Raw genomic sequence first — 18,709 nt, 5'->3', positions numbered from 1 at the left:
CCGTTCGGACATCTACGGCACCACCCGGCTGAAAGGCATTGCGATGGAAGAGTGTAACGCTACGGCAATGGTGTTCATGAGCTCAAACTAAGCGCTCCCATGACGCCGTCGAGTGCCGCTTTCATGTCAGCAAGATCGATGCGCATCAGATCCTGCTCATCGAGCTCTTCCAGGCCAGCCCCGTAACTTTCGCTTAGCCGGTACTCGCGTTCTTCCTCGGCCGCCTCGATCACGTTACGCACGAACCGCCCATTGCCTGCCAGATCGATGTTCCTGCGAACCTTGCCCGCTGGGTCGACGGACTCCGCCTCGTAGAGCTGTGTGCACGCCGAAACCAATCCGTTGTAGGCAGCCTCGGTCAATTCGGAGTCCCGCGTCCGGGCGATGAGGCGGCCGATGTCACCGAGTTCGGCCGGTGTATAGGAGGCGAACCGGATGCGCTTGGTGAACCGCGAGGCCAAGCCCTCGTTGGCGGCCAGGAACCGGTCGATTTCCCCGTCGTAACCGGCGATGATCACCACCAGGCGACCTCGGTCGCCTTCCATCCGGGCCAGCAGGGTGTCCACGGCTTCCCGGCCGAAGGCGTCGCCACCGGATAGGCCGGTTTGGATCAGTGCGTAGGCCTCGTCGATGAACAACACCCCATCCATCGCCCGGTCGATGAGGGCCGTCGTCTTGATCGCCGTGCTACCCAGGTGCTGCCCGACAAAGTCCTGGCGTGTGGCTTCCACGACCGTTGGGGTCCTTAACAGCCCTAAGCCGCAGTAGATCTGAGCCACGACCCGCGCGATGGTGGTCTTACCCGTTCCTGGCGGTCCGGTGAACGCCAAATGCAGGCTGCGCGCTGCTGTGCTGAGCCCCTTGCCGCTCCGGACCTTGGCCAAGGTAGCCGCGGAACGAATCTTCGTAACCTGCAGCTTGACGTCAGCCAAACCGATTTGGCGGTCCAACTCCTGCTGTGCCTTACGCAGGTACTCGCTTCCGCGGCCGGTGATGGTCTCACCGCCGGAGTCGTCGGCGCCGTGCGCGGTGCTCGGGTCCCACTTGTCTGTGCGCGACTCGATCATTTCCTCGGTCGTGATAACCAGTCGATACTTCGGGTCTTGCAGCGCCGCTGCGTTGGCCTCAAATCCCGGGTCTTCGCTGTAGATCCGCTCGAAGATGCTCCGCGCTTCGGCTTCTTCACCCATCTCCCGTAGGGTCAGGCCCTTGCAGAACTCTGCGTCGCGTCGAGCAGCGGGGATCGGACCCTCGATAGCCTGGTCGAGCCGGCGGATACCTTCGGTGAACAGCCCCAGCTGCGCGCACGCCGAGCCCACCATCAGATGTGCCCCGGCCGCGAGGTATTCGTCGGCGAAGGCGCCCGAATTGGCCAGTGCGGTCAGCACATCCGGCCAGCGCTGGGTGGTGAAGTGCAGCACGCCTCGGATGTATACGCAGATCTCCGAGGAGTCGACGTCACCGTCGGGCATGGCACCGCGCTTCTTGCGGAGTTCGTCCAGAACTCGTTCGGCCTCGTCATAATCTTTGCCATTGATCATGCTCGCCGCGCAGGCAAGCCAAACCTCGGTCATGTTGGCCAGGGCGTAGTCGAGGTAGAGGCCGGTCTGGAATCGGCCGCTCAGAGCTCGGGCGGGCAAGCCCAGCCGGCGCTGCTCGCGGAACAGTAAGTCGCTGGTCCGGTGGAGGTGGTATATCACTTCGCTGGTGGTCTCACCGGCGGCGGCACGTCCCAGCCAGGCGTCGCACATATCGGAGTCGCAGTCAGTGGCGCGCCGAAAGGCTTGTCCCGCATACTGTAAGTCTCGATCGGTCTCTAACCCGTCGATCGGTATACCAAGCGAAAGCACACCCGCGTCGAAGAAGCGCTGCGCTTCTCTGGTGCCATTCATCCGTGTGTTCCCCATCTTCGATTGGCAGCTTGACAATGACCCGAGCGACGATTACCCGCACACGACAGCAGCCGCCAGCCCTCGTCAGCGACCCGAGCAGGCCAGTAAGCTTGCATTGAAGTGTCCTGCACGCGGCCGGTGAAAGTTATAGTGTAGGACCAACATCCGGTTGAGGAGAAGCACATGGGTGAGCAGCCGACCCACACGGCAAACGAGCCTGTCATGCAAAAACCGGTCATCTCCCGTCGCGGTGACATATCGGTGATAACAACTGAGCGTGGGTTGCCAACCCGCTTGACAATCGGCGCTGCGGAAATGTCGCGAGCCCCGGAGGATCTCGCACGCGAAATCTTGTCACTGTGCCAGTTGTCTTCGCTGCGCCTCCAGGTGGCGCATCGACGCGACCTGAGGGAGCTCGGTTTCACCCCCGCCGTAATTCGTGGGCTGAACCTGGCCACCGAGGAGGACTTGGTCAAGGCCGAGCAGGAGGCGCGAGGGGACGACGACGGGCCGCCCGAGACCTGGATGACATCGCGGTGAGTGGTCTGGCCGACTCGGTGATCGCCCGCGCCCTCAAGGGGCGCGACCTGCTGCAGGCGTTGGATGAGCACTGCCGGTCGATAGCCGCGCGGGTGACCAGTCACGACGAGTCGGTCAGCGTCGAGGTGGATGGTCTCGGCGCGATGACTGGACTGTGGCTGCGCCCGCAAGCGCTCAAGCTCGGACACCATGCCCTGGCGAAGCTGATCATCGACACGGCTCGGGCGGCGGCCCAAGTCACCGTTGATCGCCAGAATTTCCTCATAGCAGAGTTCAACCGCCGGAACCGCGTGCTGAATGAGGCGCCGTTGACCGGTGAGGACGGCACGACGATCTCCGACCGCTAGCGAATGAGCCGTTTGCACCCTGGCGACCTCTCGTTCTACCGACACTGACTTGCGAGCACCTGATCAGTACCACTAGCCAGCGCGGGCATTGTTCGATACACTGCGTATCACGATACAGCGCGTATCACCAAAAAGAACCAGGTTACGTCGGGAGGTGCCACAGATGAGTGGAGTTTTCAAGGCGGTTCCAGCGGCGATGGAGGCGTTTTCGGCCGCCAACCAGGCCGCAGCCGCGACGATCATGGGTGCTGGCTCAGTGGATTCGGAGGCCATGCTCGGTGCCGCGGCGGCCGCACTCGGTCCGATCGGCGCCACCTATCTGGCCGCTTACGCCCCGGCTCAGGGCAACAATATCGCAGCCACATTGCTGGTAGGCCACGTTCACCACGCAATCGGCGCTGCGACCGACAGCACAAAGGCTGTGCATGTCGCTGCCGACAACGCCTGATACCGGCTTACCATGACAGGTTCGCCACCGCCCCCGATCAATTCGACGACGCAGCTCGCAGCGTCGTTGCCCGGCTCTGACCCGGCGCCAGTCATCACTGCCGGCGATAAAGGCCTGGCCGATTACCTGGCCATGCCGACCCAGCAAATCCAGGACAAACTGGGCCTACTCCAATCATCGAACGGCGCGCTAGCCACGCCGGCGAGCGCGGGAGCGCCGACAAACCCCGGCGGGCCGATTAACCCGATGAATCCCGCCCAGCTGATCAGTCCCGTCCTCAATATGCTCAGCACACTCGGGACCGGGCAATTCTCCGGTGCAGATCCCACCAACATGTTGGCCGGGATTTCCAACGCGTTCGACAGCACCTCCAGCCCATTGCAGCAGGCGCTGGGTGCCGTCCAACAAGGTTGGCAGGGCGCGTCCAACGTGTCGGCAGTCACCAAGACCGCTACCGCACTGGCTAACGGCGCCGACGTTTCGACACAAGCGAACGGGCTCAAGGGCAGCCTGACGGCCGCCACCGCAGACGTCGCGCAGGCGCAAAGTCAACTGATCGCGATCATCAACGAATTCAACGCGACGGTGGCGGCCATCGGCCCCAACATCATTTTCCCGTGGGGATGGGTGGCTGTCGTGGCGGCCGCGAATCAGGCTGTGACACAAGCGACGTCAGTTATGACCGAGGTGCAAAGTTCCCTGGGCGCCCACGCGACTGCCGTCTCGGCGATCGGGAAGCCCGTCAACGTCACGGCAGCATCCTCGCTCGGCACGTCGACGGCCGGGGGGCTGAGTTCATTGCTGGGGGGAGCCACGGGCTCGACGAGCAGTCCGACGAGCGCACTGAGCATGCTTTCACCGCTGATGTCTGCGGCCACCTCCGGCATCTCGCCGGCGATGAGTGCTGCAAGCATGGCCGGCAATCCCGCGGCAGCGGCAGGAGCCCAATCGGCAACCCTTGCCGGCGCCACCGGCGCCGACCCCAACTCGGCAGGCGAGGGATCGGGACAGAAGGGCGGCGCCCGGATCGCGCCGATTCCCGCCGCTGGGGCCGGCGCGGGCGGCGGCCCCAGCGGCACACTGGTATCCCGTGTGACGGCGCCAGCGACGCCAGCCGCTCCCGAAACCGCCTCCACCGCAATGGCTTCCGCCCCAATGCGTCCCGCGATGGCCGGCATGTCGATGGGGGGCGGCGGCATGATGGGCGCACCGCTTGCCGGCGCGGGCAACGCCGCCAACTCCGTTGGCGCACATACGGCCGCGTCGTTTCTTCATACCAGCGACCAAGGCGGCAAGGTCGTCGGCGATGGTCGCACGGTGGCACCGCCGGTAATCGGTGAAGCCGATCCCAACGACACACCCGATATCGAATTACGAATCTAGGTTAGGAGCACCCACATGGATAACGGCGACCGTCTCTCGATGCGGCCCGGCGAGGTAGGCGACACGACCAGCCGACTGACCGAACTCGCCGACCGCATTAGACGCGTGATGGAGACCGAGGCGCTGAACCTCACGGCGGTCCCTTCCGCACGTGACGAGGTCTCGCAGCGAGTGGCGGCCACGTTGAACGACGTGCACGCGTCATTCACCAAGGTGGCGGATCAGGGCCACAAGCGGATCCAAGACCTCACAGCGACCCTGCGGACGCACAGCAACCAGGTCGTCGCCGCAGACGAAGCCCGCGCAGTTTAGCTCTCTACTGGACCGGACCGGATCGCAGCGAACCGAAAACGAAGGATCGGGCATGGGTTTCACCAACGTGGTGTGGGAGGCGCGCAGCACTACCCAGCTAGCTCGCGACCTCACCGATGGTCCGGGCCCTGCTTCGGTGGGCGAGGCCGGCGCCGCCTGGGTGCGGGTAGCCAACGAGTTCGCGGCCGTGTCAGCCGATTACGACAAGATGGTCGAACGGCTCAAAACCGTGTGGGAGAGCGAGGCCTCGGCGGCAGCCGTACGCAGACTCGAGGTGCTGGGAAAGTGGCTGCGGGATGCGAGCCTGGCCGCGGCGACCAATGGTCAGCGCGCCGAAGAGGCCGCGGTGGCCAATACCGAAGCGGTTATGGCGATGCCGAGTGTGTCAGAGGCAGTGCAGGCCAAGGACATACACGACATGATGGTATCGCTCGCCGCGTACAACGGCGCGATCCTCAACGGTAAATTCGCCGAGTTCGACGAGGCGGCCAAGACTCACCAAGCCAACGCCGCGGCGGTGATGCGCCAGTACGAAGAAGCGGTGACGGCACTCGCCCAGCCTTGGGACCAACCGCTTCCCGAGGACGCTTCTCAGGGCGCGACGCAGGCGAGCGAGCCGGCCGGCAGGGCGGGCGGCGAGGGAGCAGCGGGCGCTGCCGGCAGCGGAGTGGCTGCCCCGCCGATGCCGCTGGCCCCCTGGGCAGCGCCCGAGGTCAAATCGAGTGCGACCCCAAAGCTGCTGAGCCGCACCGCTTCCCTAGGGGGCCAGGCGGGAATGGGCGGCATGGGTGCGGGCGGCTATGCGCCGATGGGAGCGCACGGCCGCAACGACGATAGCCGCGAATACGAATCGACTCGGCCCGCCGGGACCTTGGAGGGCGGCGGCGAGCCGGGCGCGGGCCTATCCGACAGCGGACAATCGTGGCAACCCTCGGCCCAACCGGCTGAGTTCACGGTGTCCCACGTCAGTTGGGGGCCTAACTCGGCGATCTTTGATGAGCTTGCCGCTCCCCCGGAACCCGAACCGGAAGGGTTCGCCGACGAGCCGGGGCGCACGCTCGAGCAGGTCTCGGACAGGTGGGTCTCACCGCCGGTCATCGGCACCGACGGAGAGGTCCGCCGATGACTACCGCATTGATCTTGCACCATGCATTCTCTGACGACGAGTTGCAGGTGGTCGGGTTACGGACCGGTGGCGGAGATTTCCCGACCGTGCTTGGCGTGCGCCCCCGCCACGGCCGCAGCGACGAGCTAGACGCCGCATTCGACAGGGCCACCCGGGCGCTGATAGCACGCGGTCTGATCACCAACGGCGTTGTAGCCTCCGGTCTTGCGTCTGAGGTGCGCGCGCTGCACCGCCCCGACCGTGAACTGGCCATGCGTGTGGTGGCGCCCGTCGGCACCGCCCGCGTCTCGGTGGTGCGTCGGGGCTCGCTTGGTGTGCTCGCACGGCGGGCGGAGAACAAGTTTGTATTGCGGGCCCACGGCCCCAGGCTGCACGAGGCAACGCGGGCCCTGTTGGGCGAGCTTCCGCAGATGCAGCCCGCGCCCATCGATCCCGTCGGTGCGCCGCTGGACGAGATGACCGACTGCCTCAACGGAGGCGGCAAGGGACCAGAGCTGGCCGACCGAATTCACGCCCTGGGCACCGAACGGCGCTCGGCGATGTTGCTGGGCTCGGCGCTATCGTCGCGCCTCGCGTTCGCTGAAATTGTCTATCACGCCCTGGCCGGCTACGAAGACCGAATCTCCCGAAGTTCCGTCGCGGTCGCGGTTTTCTACACCAAGCGGGGGCGGATCGTGGCGGCCCCATCCGCCTCACCGAACGGGCAGCTGTGGACCACCCTGAAGGCGGGATCGGATCACACCATCCGCAAGGCCATCGACCAGCTGATCGGGCTATCCCCCGAACGATGGGAGGACGCCTAGATCCTCGAGCACCACGACGCAAACAACCAGAAGATTTCGGATATCCCGATATAACCAACACGAAGGAAAGGCAGACAAATGCAACAAACCAGTCTGACCCAAGCGGAAGCTCAGGCGAAGATCGGTCAAATCGATCAAGCGATGGCCGATGCCCAGCAGCTTAAAAACCAGATGCAAGACATCACCGCCCAAATGACGTCCAGTTCATGGCGGGGCAACCAGGCGATCAAGTTCGCTAACAAAATGCGGCAGTATGACGAAGATTTCGGCGCCATCGTCAATCAACTGTCGAATGTTGCCGAAACCGGCAAGAGCAACATGATGACGCTGGTCAACCGGGACTCCGAATAGAAAGGCGGTACAAAAATGTCTGAAATTCTCTACCAATACGGCTCGAACTACCAAGCACTCGACGAGATCGGGCAGGCCCTCAACAACGTGGAGCATTTGCGTGGGGACGTCGCTCAGGTGTTTGGCGCCCTCAACGATGTCTACACCGGTGATGCTGCGAATGCGCTGCAAGCCGCCCACCAGCGGCTCTCACAGCAATTGGACCAGCTCATCTTGGACATGCAGGGTCAGAAGAACGCAGGTGTCCAGCAACAGATCGATACAGCCGCGCTGGACCATCAACTGGCCGGCGGTTTCTGAGCCGTCAGGCGGATCCCGGGCTCGCCGCCTCCGGCGGGCTCGGGACCACCACCTAACCGGATTGCCTCGAAAGGAACGCTATGAACAGTCCGTCAACCCAGTCTTCGCTCAGTGACCTGACGAGTGGGATGAAACAGCTGACCCAATCCGGCGCGGGTGCGGATCTGCGGTTGTCGCAGTCCGCGCGTGATAAATACCTGAAAGCCATTAACATATTCCAGCAGGCACTGACTGATTCCAAAGATCAGGCGGCAGCCCTCACCCAGTTCGGCATTCCCGGAAGCTTCCCGTCGGCAATACAAACCGTGTCGCAACTGCAAGACGCTGTCACCGATACGGTGCAAGGGCTCGTGCCCAACCTCGATAGCTATATCACGTATTTAGATGAGTTCAAGAAAACCGTTAATGCTGCGTTCACTCGCTTCCAGGCCGAAGACAATAGCTGAGTCTGTGCAGAAAGTTAGGGTCAAACATGTGCTCTGGCGGTGATGATGTTCCCCCGGGGACCCCTGCCAACTCCCCAAATTTCAAATTTACAAGCTATTCTAAGTATGTCGGGTACGGGAAGCGCGCTAACGCCCTGCAAACCATTTCTACGACGGATCCTACAAAGCCGGATACCTCCCGATTGGCCGACCTATCGAATTCAGGCACTAGTTCTACGACCAATCCCCTTGACAACTTCGGCGAGGACTATACCAAACCTGATTTATTTCAGTATGCGTACCAGAGCCTCCAGAATGCCGACAATGATGTCGCCGCCGGTATGGGCCAGCAGTGGGATACCATAAGTTCTGCCATCACGACGGCCAAGCAGCAATTCATGGACACCCTTAATGGGCTGGATTCGGCTACCGGTGATCTCTGGAAAGGTGCAACCCACGACGCCGCAGTGCAAAATATTTCTGCATCGTATCCCATCCTCCAGAACATTGCCGATGGAGCGCATGCTTTGAGCGTACTGAACGATGCTTTCTCTGGGACCCTAGCGACCGCAAAGAACGATATTGTCCCGAACCACGCTAGCTATCAAGCAGCCCTGAGCGAATGGCCCCAGTCTCGCGATTATATCGATCAACAATACAATAATTTTGCGCGAAACATGATCCAGAACGTTTATAATCCGAACATTTCGAATATCGCAAAGAACAACCCCGGCTTCAACGCGGGGTCAGCCACCGCAGTTGGCGGTCAAAGCGGAGATCTGGGCGGACTTGGTGGCGGAGCGAACCTCGGCGGCGGCTCGAACTTGGGCGGCGGAACGAACCTGGGCGGCGGTAGCGGTTTGGGTGGGCTCGGGACGGTCGCCGGCCTGAGCACGCCCGCGCCCCAGGACATCGCTGCGCCGGCGAGCGCGGCAACCACGGCGTTGGATCCCACGACAGCGACGACAACGCCCAGCTCGGACCTGTCGGCCGCGAATGGCCTTGGCGCTCTCGCCTCCCCGCTGCAGTCCCTCTCCTCGCCATTGCAGTCCGCCCTCGGTCAGGCCATGAACGCCGGCCAGCATGGCAATATGGGTGCGCCCGGCGGCCTACCCCAGATGCCGCGCGAGGGCGCTTTGGCGTTGGGCCCCAAGGGTCTCAAGGGTGGCGCCGCCGCCGGTGGCGCGGGACTGCGGGCCTCTGCGCTGGCTAAGCCCGCGGGAGCGCCGGCCACCGCGGCGGGCAGCGCGGCCGGCCGCACCGCGGCGGCCGGCTTCCGTGCGGGACTTGGCACCGCGCCGGGCGCCGCGGGCATGGGTGCGCCCGGAGCCGGCGCCCCCGGGGCCGGTCACGGCGGAGCTGGTGGCCCTGGGGCCCACCAGCCCAGCAAGGCGTTGCGGCGCAAAAAGAATGGTGAACAAGTCATCGGCGACACCCAAGCGGTCGTGGCCGTCCTCGGCGAGCCGGCGCGACCGGAAGCCGCCAAACCCGAGGCAACCTAGCCCGTGGCCTTCGTCGAGTCCGTCGGCCTGCTGCTGCCCTCACCGAGGCCCACCAGCCCGGAGGAGGTGGCGTCCGCACCTGATTGGCGGGGGGTCTGCGAGTGCCGACATGGCTCCCCCGCGGAAATGGCGATACGGGTCGGCAGGGCCACGCTGGGGGCCGGCGCCTCGGAGCCAGCCGGCATCGGGTGGGTTATCCATTGCGGATCCGGCTATCAGGGCAGTGCGGGCTGGCCGGTGCATCACCACATCCAGGACGGGATCGTCGGGCGCCATGGCACCGCGTTTGAGATGCGCCAGTATTGCGCCGGCGGCATCACCTCGTGGGTGCTCGCGGATTCGTTAGCGTCCTCGGGCAGCGCGGTGATTTGTACCGGCGCCGACAATTGGTCGTGGGACGACCGCTTCGCGATTTCCAGATCGCTTGGTGGCCCACCTCTTTCCGATGTCGCGCACGCCACAGTGATCTCCCCGCACGCCGGGTTCGCGAAGATCCTCAGTACGGGCACAACAAGCTGCCCCGAACAGGCCGGCCCATGGCGAACTCGCGAGGCCTACTGGGAGCACGCCGGCCGGAACGACTTCGGGGCGGCCTATGCCCGTGCGGTCAGTTCTCGGACATCGGATGCCAACCGTGATTCGTTCCAGATGAGGGTCGACGCGGTGATAGCCGCGCTTACCGATGCTCACCTCAGCCCCCAGTATGTGACCCACTTTGTGCCGCACAATTCGTCGGGCAGCGGCGAACCGTTCCGCTCGATCGCCAAGACCATCGGCCTGCCCTGGGCGGAGTCGCTGCACCAGCACAACCTCGATTGTGGTGACCTGGGTGCGAGCACCGAGGTGGCTGGACTGGTCCAACTCGCTAAATCAGGTGATTTGCATGAGGATTCGATCGTTGTGCTGCTCGCGACGACGTATTCGCTCACCGCTACCGCGGTGGTGCTGCGGATCATCCGGCCACCCGTCGTGTGCGCCGACGGCGTCATCCAGACCGCCGCATGACCACGGCCGAGCTCCAGAAGATCGGCAGCATCAGCCTGATCGACTTCGACATCATCAACACCTTCTACGGCCGGGACTTCCTGCCCTACCCTTTCATGTTCACGCAGCCGTCCGGATTGTCATGGGGTGAGCAACGCGTCGACTATGCGAGATCGGTGCCGGATCGTTTTGACAACGGAGATCTCGCCATTTTCCGGCAGTGTGCGGTGGCGTATGCAAACGCCGACATCCGCGTGGGATGCCACGTCCAACGCATTCCGGCCGATACCCCCAGCGTCCGGGTGCTCGCCGTCCGGTTCGATCAGCTGGGGTTTCTGGCGAAGCAACGATCCGACGAAGACGTGATCGACGTCTACGAGCTATCTCCCTATCTACTGGGGCCTGCGGTCGTCGACGCGGCCGGCTTGGAGAAGCCGGGCAGCCGATCGAAAATCGTCGTTCCCGAGTATGTGGATGTCCCCGAGAGCGACAGCGCTTCTGAAGACCTGGTCCTTCACCGCACGATCGAAGGCACCTCCGATGCTGTCAAGGTGGCGAGCGCCGAGGTGACGGCTTTCGGCACGGTGCAATCACATTGGCGTCCGACCAGGCATTGGGGAATCGACCCCGGAAAGAGCTTCGCTGCGTGGGTACGGATCAAGGATGACGGGGAATACCTCTACGCGCTCGATTTCAGTGAAGCAAAGCCGGTAACCGGGCCGAGTCTGGCCGAACGAATTGATCGGCTGATCACCGAAGACATCAAGGCCCTAAGGCAGTTCCGCAGCGGATAGAGCGCTATTCTTCCCGCAGCGCCGGCTTTCGGCGCCGCACGACGGACCTTTGAACTCCGCTCGCAGCAAGCATCGACATCATGATCAAGTCGCTGCCGGTCGGACGACCATACGATCACGGATCCTCCTGCTGCGCTTGGCGCTTGGCGGCGGGATCGAAGACGCGTGGTAGCAGGACGCGCCGCTGGACGAGAGTGCGATGCCCTTCGCGTTCAATTCGCTCGAGATGCCCGGAAGCGATCCGACCGAAATTGGCCGCCGACTCGCTGAATACACCCGCGGGCTGGTCGACGTACTCATAGTAAGAGTTGTGGTCGTTAAAGTCTCTCGCCCTGGCCATCCGCTGCGGGAATTCGGCGGTGACCCGTTGGGCGCCAAAGAAATCCATCGCTGGGTCGACGCCCCTACCTCGCTCGGGATCGCCCATCGAGCCCGGGGTTCTGCCCCCACGCCACGTAAACGGGTCGCCCGAATACGCCGCGACATAGACGTTGTCTCCGATACGTAGCTGACTGGCATGGTCGATCTGCACGCCCGACGAGCCGGCCAGGGTTACGGTGCGGATGTCTTTGGCCAGCCGTCCATCTTGCCCAGCATCGATGACGATGCGGCCGCCTTGGCAATGACCGTACACATGATTACCGCTGAACTCGTTGCCCTTGCCCGCCCGCGCATCGCGGGCGGCATTGAACGCACGGATGTCACCGTAGAGGATTTCACCGCCGATGCGTACCACATCTTCTCGCGGCGCGCTCGTAGGGTAGCCGATCCAGATCATCGATGCAGCTGGCAACGCCGGCTCATCGAACAGCGTGGAGTTCAGATGGTTACGCGCCTGGTCCATCAGCCCGCCAATATCGTCAACCGTCCAGCCCCGTCCGGGGATATGCCAGGATACCGACCGCGCCTCATACGGACTCCCGCAATTCTTGCTGAAACCGACAATGGCTCTTGCCCTACGTTCGACTCGTCCGGCATCGTCAAATGCCAGCGGGTCAAAGGCCAACAGAAACGTGCCCACCCCCGCTCCACGGGCAACTTCGGTCGCCCAATGTAGGTCGGCCTCGATTCGACGTACGTGGGGCAGGAACCGAAGTTCCGCGTGTCGAGGGCGGTTACTGGGAAGCGGAGTACCGTTGTCCAACGCAGACTGTAGTTCATCGCCAAAATCCAGGTAACGCTGCACCCTAAGGGAATTGGCCTCGTGGCGGGCCCACGCCGGAATGCCTTCAGCATTGCCGATCTTGTCAGGGTGGGCCTTGATCAACGCGTCCTGTTGGACCTCACTCAGTCCATCCCACCAGGCCACGTTGGCCCGCGCCCGCTTCACGGCCAACCGCGCATCACCCAACGGATGCACTATTTCGTCGACCCCCACCGGGGGAACCCGTTGTGATAACGCCTTCTTAACTATCGCCTTCAGATGCCGGCTGTCGGAGCGTGAATCGGCGGTATCCCCGTACGCGTGAGAAGACGGCTCGCTAGAGCATCCCTCCCCCCGGCCCCCGCCGCGGCCCGCAACGTCGCCGATGACCACGGCGGCTGCGAGCGCGGCGGAACCGCCGACGGTGCCCGCTGCGGAAATGTCGTGCAGTGCTGTGAGCGCCTTACCGTACTGGTCGAGGTAGCCGACCGCGCTGAGCTCTACCTCTTCTTGGCCCCAGGGTGGGGGCCACGGACCTCGCCGCCCGGTCGTGGGGTCGACGAAAAACACCTCACCGTCAACTTTTTCCGCGAGAAAGGCGTGGCCGCCCTCGCGCGGGCCGCCTCCCGCCCACTTGGAGACCACGATGGCCGATGAGCCGTCAGCCATCTTGTCTAAGCCATTGGGCAACTTGGCGAGCAGCTTGTCTCGCACCTGGGCGTAGGTGGCGAACTCACAGGCCGAATCGGCGGCTTCAAACAACTTCCCCGCGGGCACCCCCGCACGGGCCGGGTCGGCCTCGATGCGAAATGCCCGCTCGCGGTACAGCTCCGACAACCTGCCGGCAACGGCCAAAGCGCAGTTCTTGCTCGGCGGTGTCGACTCGACGGCACCGTTGTCGGCATACGATCCGCCAGACACACCTTCATCAAAATTACTGCCGGTCTCGTGGTGACGGGCTTGGATGACGCCGGTTCCGTTGGTTGCCAAAGGGCCTGCCAACACTTCGGAGGTGGCGTCGACGCCGTTGTTGCGAGGTGCGCCGTCGGTGGATCGCGCATTCTCGACGGGTTGGGCGTGAGCGTGCGCACCGGTGCCATCCTCCGACAACGCTGGGCGCGTGGCGTCAGCGCCGTCGCGCCGTTGCGTGGTGACGAGGCGTAACTTGCCGGGTGGACCGAGGGCGTTCTGATTTGCCGCGTCTTTGATCGGCTCACCGGAAGCCGTCGGCCGGGTTGTCGGTAGGTTGAGTTTCCCCTCTTTGAGGGGTCTGGTGGTTTCGGCGGGTGCCGGGCTTGCGCTGTCACTGCCTCTATCGCGTTCACCGCTGTGCGACTCCGGCTCACTACGATCCGAATCGCCACCGGCGGTGGGTGTCCGGGGCTGCCCGCTTGTCGGCGAGTCCAAACCTCCCGGTGGCGGACCGCGCGGCTGGCGCGGGCCCGGCGCGCGTGCTCCCCCGGGATCGTCGGGAGGACCCAGATTACGTTCGGCGTTGGCAACGATCACATCGCGCACATAGCGCGCCACGCCCGGGGCCATCCACTCATAGGGGTCGCGGTAATTGCCATGCGTTACCAACCGCCGTCCAAAGTTGCGATGCAACTGGTAGCTGTAGTCCGCGTAGAGACAGCGTCCGACCCCAAAATGCCTCTCGGCCAATGCATTGGCTTCGTCCGAGCCAGCCGCCACGCCGTTATTCATGCCCCTCACGAAATCAGCGTTGACAGCCGCGATTTCGTCGATTAGCTGCAGTCTGTCCTCTTGAGACAGGGCGGCCACTGCAACATCCATCTGCCGCACCACCTGATCCCAATGTTTGTCGGACTCGTCAAGGGGGAGTAGCGGAATACCGCTGTCATCGAGGTAAGCGACGACGCTCGCTGACAAACGGCTTTCCTGCCACGGTGGTGGCCATGAGGTCAACGTCTCTTTCGTGGGGTCGTAGTAGAAGGCCTTCCCGCGATAGTTGACCGCCAACAGGACCTCTGGAGTTGGCCAGCGTCTCCACTGCGACACGACGATGGCCGCCGAATCCCACTCCAAGTACAGCAGCGTCTCCGCAATCTCACCATAAGTCGCAAAGTCCGGGGCTGATCCGGCAGCGTCGAACAGCGCTCGGACCGCTCGTGCGGCTCCAGGCTCCAACGCCAGGGGGAACTCACGGTGACCGTAGATCTGTTTCAACGCTTCGGCGACACGGCGAATGCGCTGATCTAATTTCTCGGCACCAATTGCCCTGGCAGACTGTGGATCCCATCGGTACGTGAAGTAGCGCTCCACCGGACCCATCAAACGCTCGCGGCTGGCGTCCCCGGCCTCCGTTCCGGCGAGGGATACGCGTGCGCCCAGGTGGCTGTCGGCGTTTGCGACGATCACATCGCGCGCATAGCGCGCCAGCCCAGGCGCCACCGACTCCCAGTAGCCACGGTCTTCCGAACTCACCACCAGCCGGCGCCCAAAATAACGATGCACGTTGTAGTTCCAGCGGTCTGAGAGCCTCCGCATGATGGCAAAATGCCTGTCCGCCAGTTGGTTCGCTTCGTCCGAACCCGGCGTCACGTCACGCTGCATGGCCAAAGCGAAATCTCGAGATACAGCCGCTATTTCGCCGCTGAACTGCGCTCTGTTGGCCTCCGAGCGGAGATCCAACGTAAGGAAGGCCCGATCCACGGCCGGCGCCCAGCGCTGTGCCTCGTCCAAGGGCTCCCACGGATCTCCGCGAGCGTCCAGATAACCCACCACGCTGCGGGCCAGCAGGTCAGCTCCCCATGGGGGAGACCAGTCCGAAAGCACCTCCCAATCAGGGTTGTAGAGATGGACCTTTCCGCGGAGGTTAACCGCCACGATAACGTTCACCGTCGGCTTGGTGGTCTTCAGATACGACAACACGATGGCCGAGGAATCGCGACCAAGGTAGGTCAGCGTCTCCTCCATCTCGGTGTAGGTCGCGCTTTTGCTGGCAAATCCAAGAGTGGCTTCAAGCGCGGCGAGCGGCACAAAGCGAGAGCCGGGCTCGGATTCGATGTGGATCCCAAGGTCGTACATTTCTGTGAGCGCTTCGGCGACACGTCGCGAAGCATATCCGGTTGGCGGGTCCTCGATGGCTGCGGGAACCGATCGCGTCCGGCTCTCGATGTGCTCGAAGTAACGTTCTACCGAGGACGAATCATCCTCCTGCCCAGGGTGTTCCGAACCGCCATCCCCCGCGCGGGTAATAGATGCGCCGGTCCGGTTCTGCGCCAAGGAATCGTCACCATCAAGGTGACGTTGGGCATTGGCCACGATCACATCGCGGACATAGCGCGCCAACCCCGCCGCCATCTCCTCATAGCCGCGACGGAAGTCCCCATTTGCGACAAGTAACCGCCCATCGCTGCGGTGCGATTCATAGCCGTAATCGGCGACGAGCCGGCGCCGGATGGCGAAGTGGCGCTCCGCCAGCGCGTTCGCGTGATCCGAGCCCGGTACCACATCCCTTTGCATCGCCGCGGCGAAATCTGTGTTGAGGGTTGCCTCTTCGTCGGCCAGGTGCAACCGGTCTACCTCCGACAATGCCTGCACTGCCTCGAGGATTCGGCGCCTGGTGAAGTGCCATTGCGTGGTGTACTCTGCTGCCGGGCACAACGGATTCCCTTGGGCGTCAAGATAACCGGCCGCGACGTCGGTCAGTGCTTTTTCGGCACACGTTTCTAGCAAGTCCGACAGTGTGTCGAAGTCGGGGTCGTAGAAGTACGCACTGCCCCCAATGTTGACTGCGACAAAGACTCTCTCACCGGATTCACTTGCCGGGGATGTGATTACGACAGCTGACGAACCGCGTCCCAAGTAGCGAAGAGTCGCACTTACCTCTGCGTGGGGCATGAACCACCCGGCAAAGCATCCAACGGCGTCGAGGAGTTCCACGTACCCAGGGCCACTGTGCTTTAAAATCGGCGATCCGAGATCAATTCGTACCTCGCGTCGATACGCCTCTGTTAACACCTCAGCCACACGACGCACGTCATGTCCTGGTTGTCGACCGACCATCGCCTCGATATGTGCGGGGCCCAGGCTGGCGAAGAAACGCTCCGCCGGGTAATCGCCTGGCGCGCTGTCGTCGCCGGGCGATGGGGTGGCGTCGAGATGGCCCAGGGTGGCAGTGGGGCCGTGGCCGATGGCGGGCTCGGGGTTGCCATCGCGGTCGATGATGATGGCGTGCAGGCTGGTGCCGGGCTGACGGCGGATCCGGTTGAGTACGTCGGTTTCAGTCGAGCACGCGTGGTCGTGTTCCTCGGTCCCCCAGGGGTCGGTGTCAGTGGGGGCAGAACGAACCTCGTGCAGCAGCAATTGACCCTTTTCTTCCGTGGTGGTAAGAGCCCACACATGGCCGTGCTTATGGCGCCCCGACGGGCTGGTCGCCAGATAGACCAGCTCGGTTGCGTCGGCGTCGTCGCGCAAGCGGGCAACCAGGTCCGCGATGTCGGGGTTGTCTACCCATCCGCCGTCGGCCGGCGCGGCTTCGAGTGGTCGCCCGCCCGGTCCGCGGCTCGCGTGGCCACGGGCATGGTAGGCGAATTCCTTTGCGGTGAAACCCATGCCGGGCAGCGCGGCCACCTGGATGGTGTCGGGATCGGGAACAGTGATCGCGGTGGTGATGCCGCGCTGCACAAAGCGGCGTTGCGAGAAATGGCGTTGCCCAAACCCTAGCTGCCCGGCGGCACACACCCGCGGTATCGACACCAATCCTGCCAACAACGCATCAACCACCACGGCCGCAGCGGCGGAATCGTCCTCGGTGCAAAACGGCGCGTCGTCAGGCGGTGCTGCCCCTTCGCCTGAAGGCGCGGTGTCGGCCTGGACGGGATCGTCAGCCGCCACCGGGGGCCCACGGTTGGGTGGTGCAGACCCGCCGGTGCGATCGATGTGGATGGCCTGGTCGATGATCGCCTGATCGGCAGTAGCGGTGTCGAGTTCCTGCTCGCAGACCGACGGCATCCGCTCCACAGAGTTCTCCGGGGCGCCATCAGACTCTGATTTGGCGGCGCTCTGCTCTAGCAGCCGATCCGGTTCCGACCCGCCGACATTGGCCCGCGCACCTTCTTCGACGACAGGCGAAGCCGCCGGGTCTTCCCGGCCCGCGGCCACGATGGTGCGTTCGACGGGAAACTCCCGGGCAAGAACCTCGGCCAGCGCGAGCACCAGCCGGTTTTGTTCCGCAACGAACGTGTCTGCGCCCCAGTCAATGTCCTTCGCGAACAACTCGCGAAGGACATGAGCAACCGACAGATCGCGCTGCAGACCTTCCAGCAGAACTAGGTGCCCCGCGCCGATATCGGGCTGGCCCGCGACGGCCGCAATAGCCGTCTGCACAGCATGTCTGCGCGCCGCAGCAATGGTCTGGTGGGCATTGGGATCCACGCGCTTCGCAATACCAGCCAGTCGCCCACGGAACACCACGAACTCCACCGTGTCCATCAGCCACTGCCACGCGTTGATCCCATCGGCGGCATCCCACACACTGGCCCGGGCCTCAGCCCTCACCGCGGCCACGGCACCGTCGGCGTCCGCGGGATCGCGGGCCGACACATACACAGCGATCTGGGTCCTGATATCGGAGTCGAAGCCACCACACAACACGTCGACCGCCTCAACCCCGCCGGCTCGCACAACCTGCTTCACCACGGCCATATCCGGACCCTCGCCCGCCACCGCACCCTCGGAATCGCGCGCCATGGACTCCACCCAGTCCCATTCGGCGTTGGATATGCCCAACACCTCGCCCAGCGCCCCCCGCTGCTCGTCCGTCAGGCCAGACTCATACCTGTTGAGCTCGACCCTTCCCACTACGGTCGAGGAGATGTCCGCGTGATCTGCGAGGTCCTGTTCAGTCCAGTTTTTCGCGATACGACGGGCGGTGACCAGACTGCCCGGGCTGTGATGCCAGATAACACCGGGACGAAACGAATCCAACCGCCCCGGAAAAAACTTCCGCAAAAACATATCCTGCGCCCACTCGGGAACATCCAACGCACACAACAACTTCCGCCACGTCCGCAGACCCCCACCGTTCTTGTTGTGTTCGAGGCTGGATATCGCGGATCCCCTAACTCCGGAACGACTCAGTTGACGCGCGGACAAGGTCCGGGATTGACGCAGCATTCTGAGGAAGGTTCCCCGATCTTGCGCCGGCCGCGGCAGCCCCAAATTATCGACGCACACCGTGCGCCACCAATCGACGCCGCCCGACGCGGGCAACGCGTCAGCGCCCAGTTGCAGGGCGTCGCCGAACTCCTCGCGCTCGGGGATGCCGCGGATGTTTTTGTGGATGGGTAGGTCGGTGGCCGCGGGGGTATCGGGGCCGGTGATCGGGAGAGGC

Annotated in this window: 16 protein-coding genes; 13 read left to right on the top strand and 3 right to left on the bottom strand. The window is 63.7% G+C overall.

Annotated elements, in window-relative coordinates; all coding sequences use genetic code 11:
* Positions 1 to 74: 74 nt before the first annotated feature.
* A complete protein-coding gene (eccA, locus tag ACZY0B_RS21925; RefSeq protein WP_463766337.1) occupies positions 75 to 1,892 on the bottom strand; it encodes a type VII secretion AAA-ATPase EccA in 1,818 nt (605 codons plus the stop codon).
* 315 nt (positions 1,893 to 2,207) lie between these two features.
* Here eccA and ACZY0B_RS21920 point away from each other — a divergent pair, with 315 nt between their 5' ends.
* The 10 genes from ACZY0B_RS21920 (at position 2,208) to ACZY0B_RS21875 (ending at position 7,948) form a co-directional block, all read left to right on the top strand.
* Positions 2,208 to 2,432: a hypothetical protein gene (locus ACZY0B_RS21920; protein WP_463766335.1), complete on the top strand. Its 225-nt coding sequence runs from the start codon at positions 2,208 to 2,210 to the stop codon at positions 2,430 to 2,432.
* Positions 2,429 to 2,779, top strand: coding sequence for a YbaB/EbfC family nucleoid-associated protein (locus tag ACZY0B_RS21915; RefSeq protein ID WP_463766334.1), 351 nt, complete (start codon positions 2,429 to 2,431; stop codon positions 2,777 to 2,779). The genes ACZY0B_RS21920 and ACZY0B_RS21915 overlap by 4 nt, the downstream gene beginning before the upstream one ends.
* Positions 2,780 to 2,942: 163 nt before the next feature.
* Positions 2,943 to 3,227 carry a hypothetical protein gene (locus tag ACZY0B_RS21910; RefSeq protein WP_463766333.1) on the top strand — a complete coding sequence of 95 codons (285 nt, stop codon included), beginning with the start codon at positions 2,943 to 2,945 and terminating at the stop codon, positions 3,225 to 3,227.
* A 12-nt stretch (positions 3,228 to 3,239) separates the two neighbouring features.
* Positions 3,240 to 4,610, top strand: a complete 1,371-nt coding sequence (locus tag ACZY0B_RS21905; protein ID WP_463766332.1) for a hypothetical protein — start codon at positions 3,240 to 3,242, stop codon at positions 4,608 to 4,610.
* Positions 4,611 to 4,625: 15 nt separating this feature from the next.
* The gene (locus ACZY0B_RS21900; RefSeq protein ID WP_463766331.1) at positions 4,626 to 4,922 is read left to right on the top strand and encodes a PE family protein; all 297 of its coding nucleotides are present in this window, start codon (positions 4,626 to 4,628) and stop codon (positions 4,920 to 4,922) included.
* A gap of 52 nt (positions 4,923 to 4,974) precedes the next feature.
* Complete coding sequence (locus ACZY0B_RS21895) at positions 4,975 to 6,048, top strand: PPE domain-containing protein (protein ID WP_463766330.1); 1,074 nt, start codon at positions 4,975 to 4,977, stop codon at positions 6,046 to 6,048.
* Entirely contained in the window at positions 6,045 to 6,851 is an 807-nt protein-coding gene (locus ACZY0B_RS21890) for an ESX secretion-associated protein EspG (protein WP_463766329.1), read from the top strand. Before ACZY0B_RS21895 ends, ACZY0B_RS21890 begins: the two co-directional genes overlap by 4 nt.
* Before the next feature lie 78 nt (positions 6,852 to 6,929).
* The gene (locus ACZY0B_RS21885) at positions 6,930 to 7,202 is read left to right on the top strand and encodes a WXG100 family type VII secretion target (protein ID WP_463766328.1); all 273 of its coding nucleotides are present in this window, start codon (positions 6,930 to 6,932) and stop codon (positions 7,200 to 7,202) included.
* Between the two features lie 15 nt (positions 7,203 to 7,217).
* On the top strand, positions 7,218 to 7,502 hold the full coding sequence (locus ACZY0B_RS21880; RefSeq protein ID WP_463766327.1) for a hypothetical protein: 285 nt from the start codon (positions 7,218 to 7,220) through the stop codon (positions 7,500 to 7,502).
* Between the two features lie 128 nt (positions 7,503 to 7,630).
* Positions 7,631 to 7,948, top strand: a complete 318-nt coding sequence (locus ACZY0B_RS21875; RefSeq protein ID WP_463766326.1) for a hypothetical protein — start codon at positions 7,631 to 7,633, stop codon at positions 7,946 to 7,948.
* A 263-nt stretch (positions 7,949 to 8,211) separates the two neighbouring features.
* Here ACZY0B_RS21875 and ACZY0B_RS21870 read toward each other — a convergent pair whose 3' ends face one another.
* Positions 8,212 to 8,451, bottom strand: coding sequence for a hypothetical protein (locus ACZY0B_RS21870; protein ID WP_463766325.1), 240 nt, complete (start codon positions 8,449 to 8,451; stop codon positions 8,212 to 8,214).
* Between the two features lie 153 nt (positions 8,452 to 8,604).
* Here ACZY0B_RS21870 and ACZY0B_RS21865 point away from each other — a divergent pair, with 153 nt between their 5' ends.
* The 3 genes from ACZY0B_RS21865 (at position 8,605) to ACZY0B_RS21855 (ending at position 11,207) form a co-directional block, all read left to right on the top strand.
* The gene (locus tag ACZY0B_RS21865; protein WP_463766324.1) at positions 8,605 to 9,429 is read left to right on the top strand and encodes a hypothetical protein; all 825 of its coding nucleotides are present in this window, start codon (positions 8,605 to 8,607) and stop codon (positions 9,427 to 9,429) included.
* Between the two features lie 126 nt (positions 9,430 to 9,555).
* Positions 9,556 to 10,434, top strand: a complete 879-nt coding sequence (locus tag ACZY0B_RS21860; RefSeq protein WP_463766323.1) for a beta-ketoacyl-[acyl-carrier-protein] synthase family protein — start codon at positions 9,556 to 9,558, stop codon at positions 10,432 to 10,434.
* Positions 10,431 to 11,207 carry a hypothetical protein gene (locus tag ACZY0B_RS21855; RefSeq protein ID WP_463766322.1) on the top strand — a complete coding sequence of 259 codons (777 nt, stop codon included), beginning with the start codon at positions 10,431 to 10,433 and terminating at the stop codon, positions 11,205 to 11,207. Before ACZY0B_RS21860 ends, ACZY0B_RS21855 begins: the two co-directional genes overlap by 4 nt.
* A 115-nt stretch (positions 11,208 to 11,322) precedes the next feature.
* On the opposite strand, the gene ACZY0B_RS21850 is transcribed toward ACZY0B_RS21855, so the two are convergent.
* On the bottom strand, positions 11,323 to 17,211 hold the full coding sequence (locus ACZY0B_RS21850) for a TipAS antibiotic-recognition domain-containing protein (RefSeq protein ID WP_463766321.1): 5,889 nt from the start codon (positions 17,209 to 17,211) through the stop codon (positions 11,323 to 11,325).
* Positions 17,212 to 18,709: the final 1,498 nt, after the last annotated feature.

Source organism: Mycobacterium sp. IDUB_19 (assembly GCF_055419445.1).
Note: the sequence above shows the minus strand (reverse complement) of the source record. Positions and strands in the feature narration are given on the sequence as shown.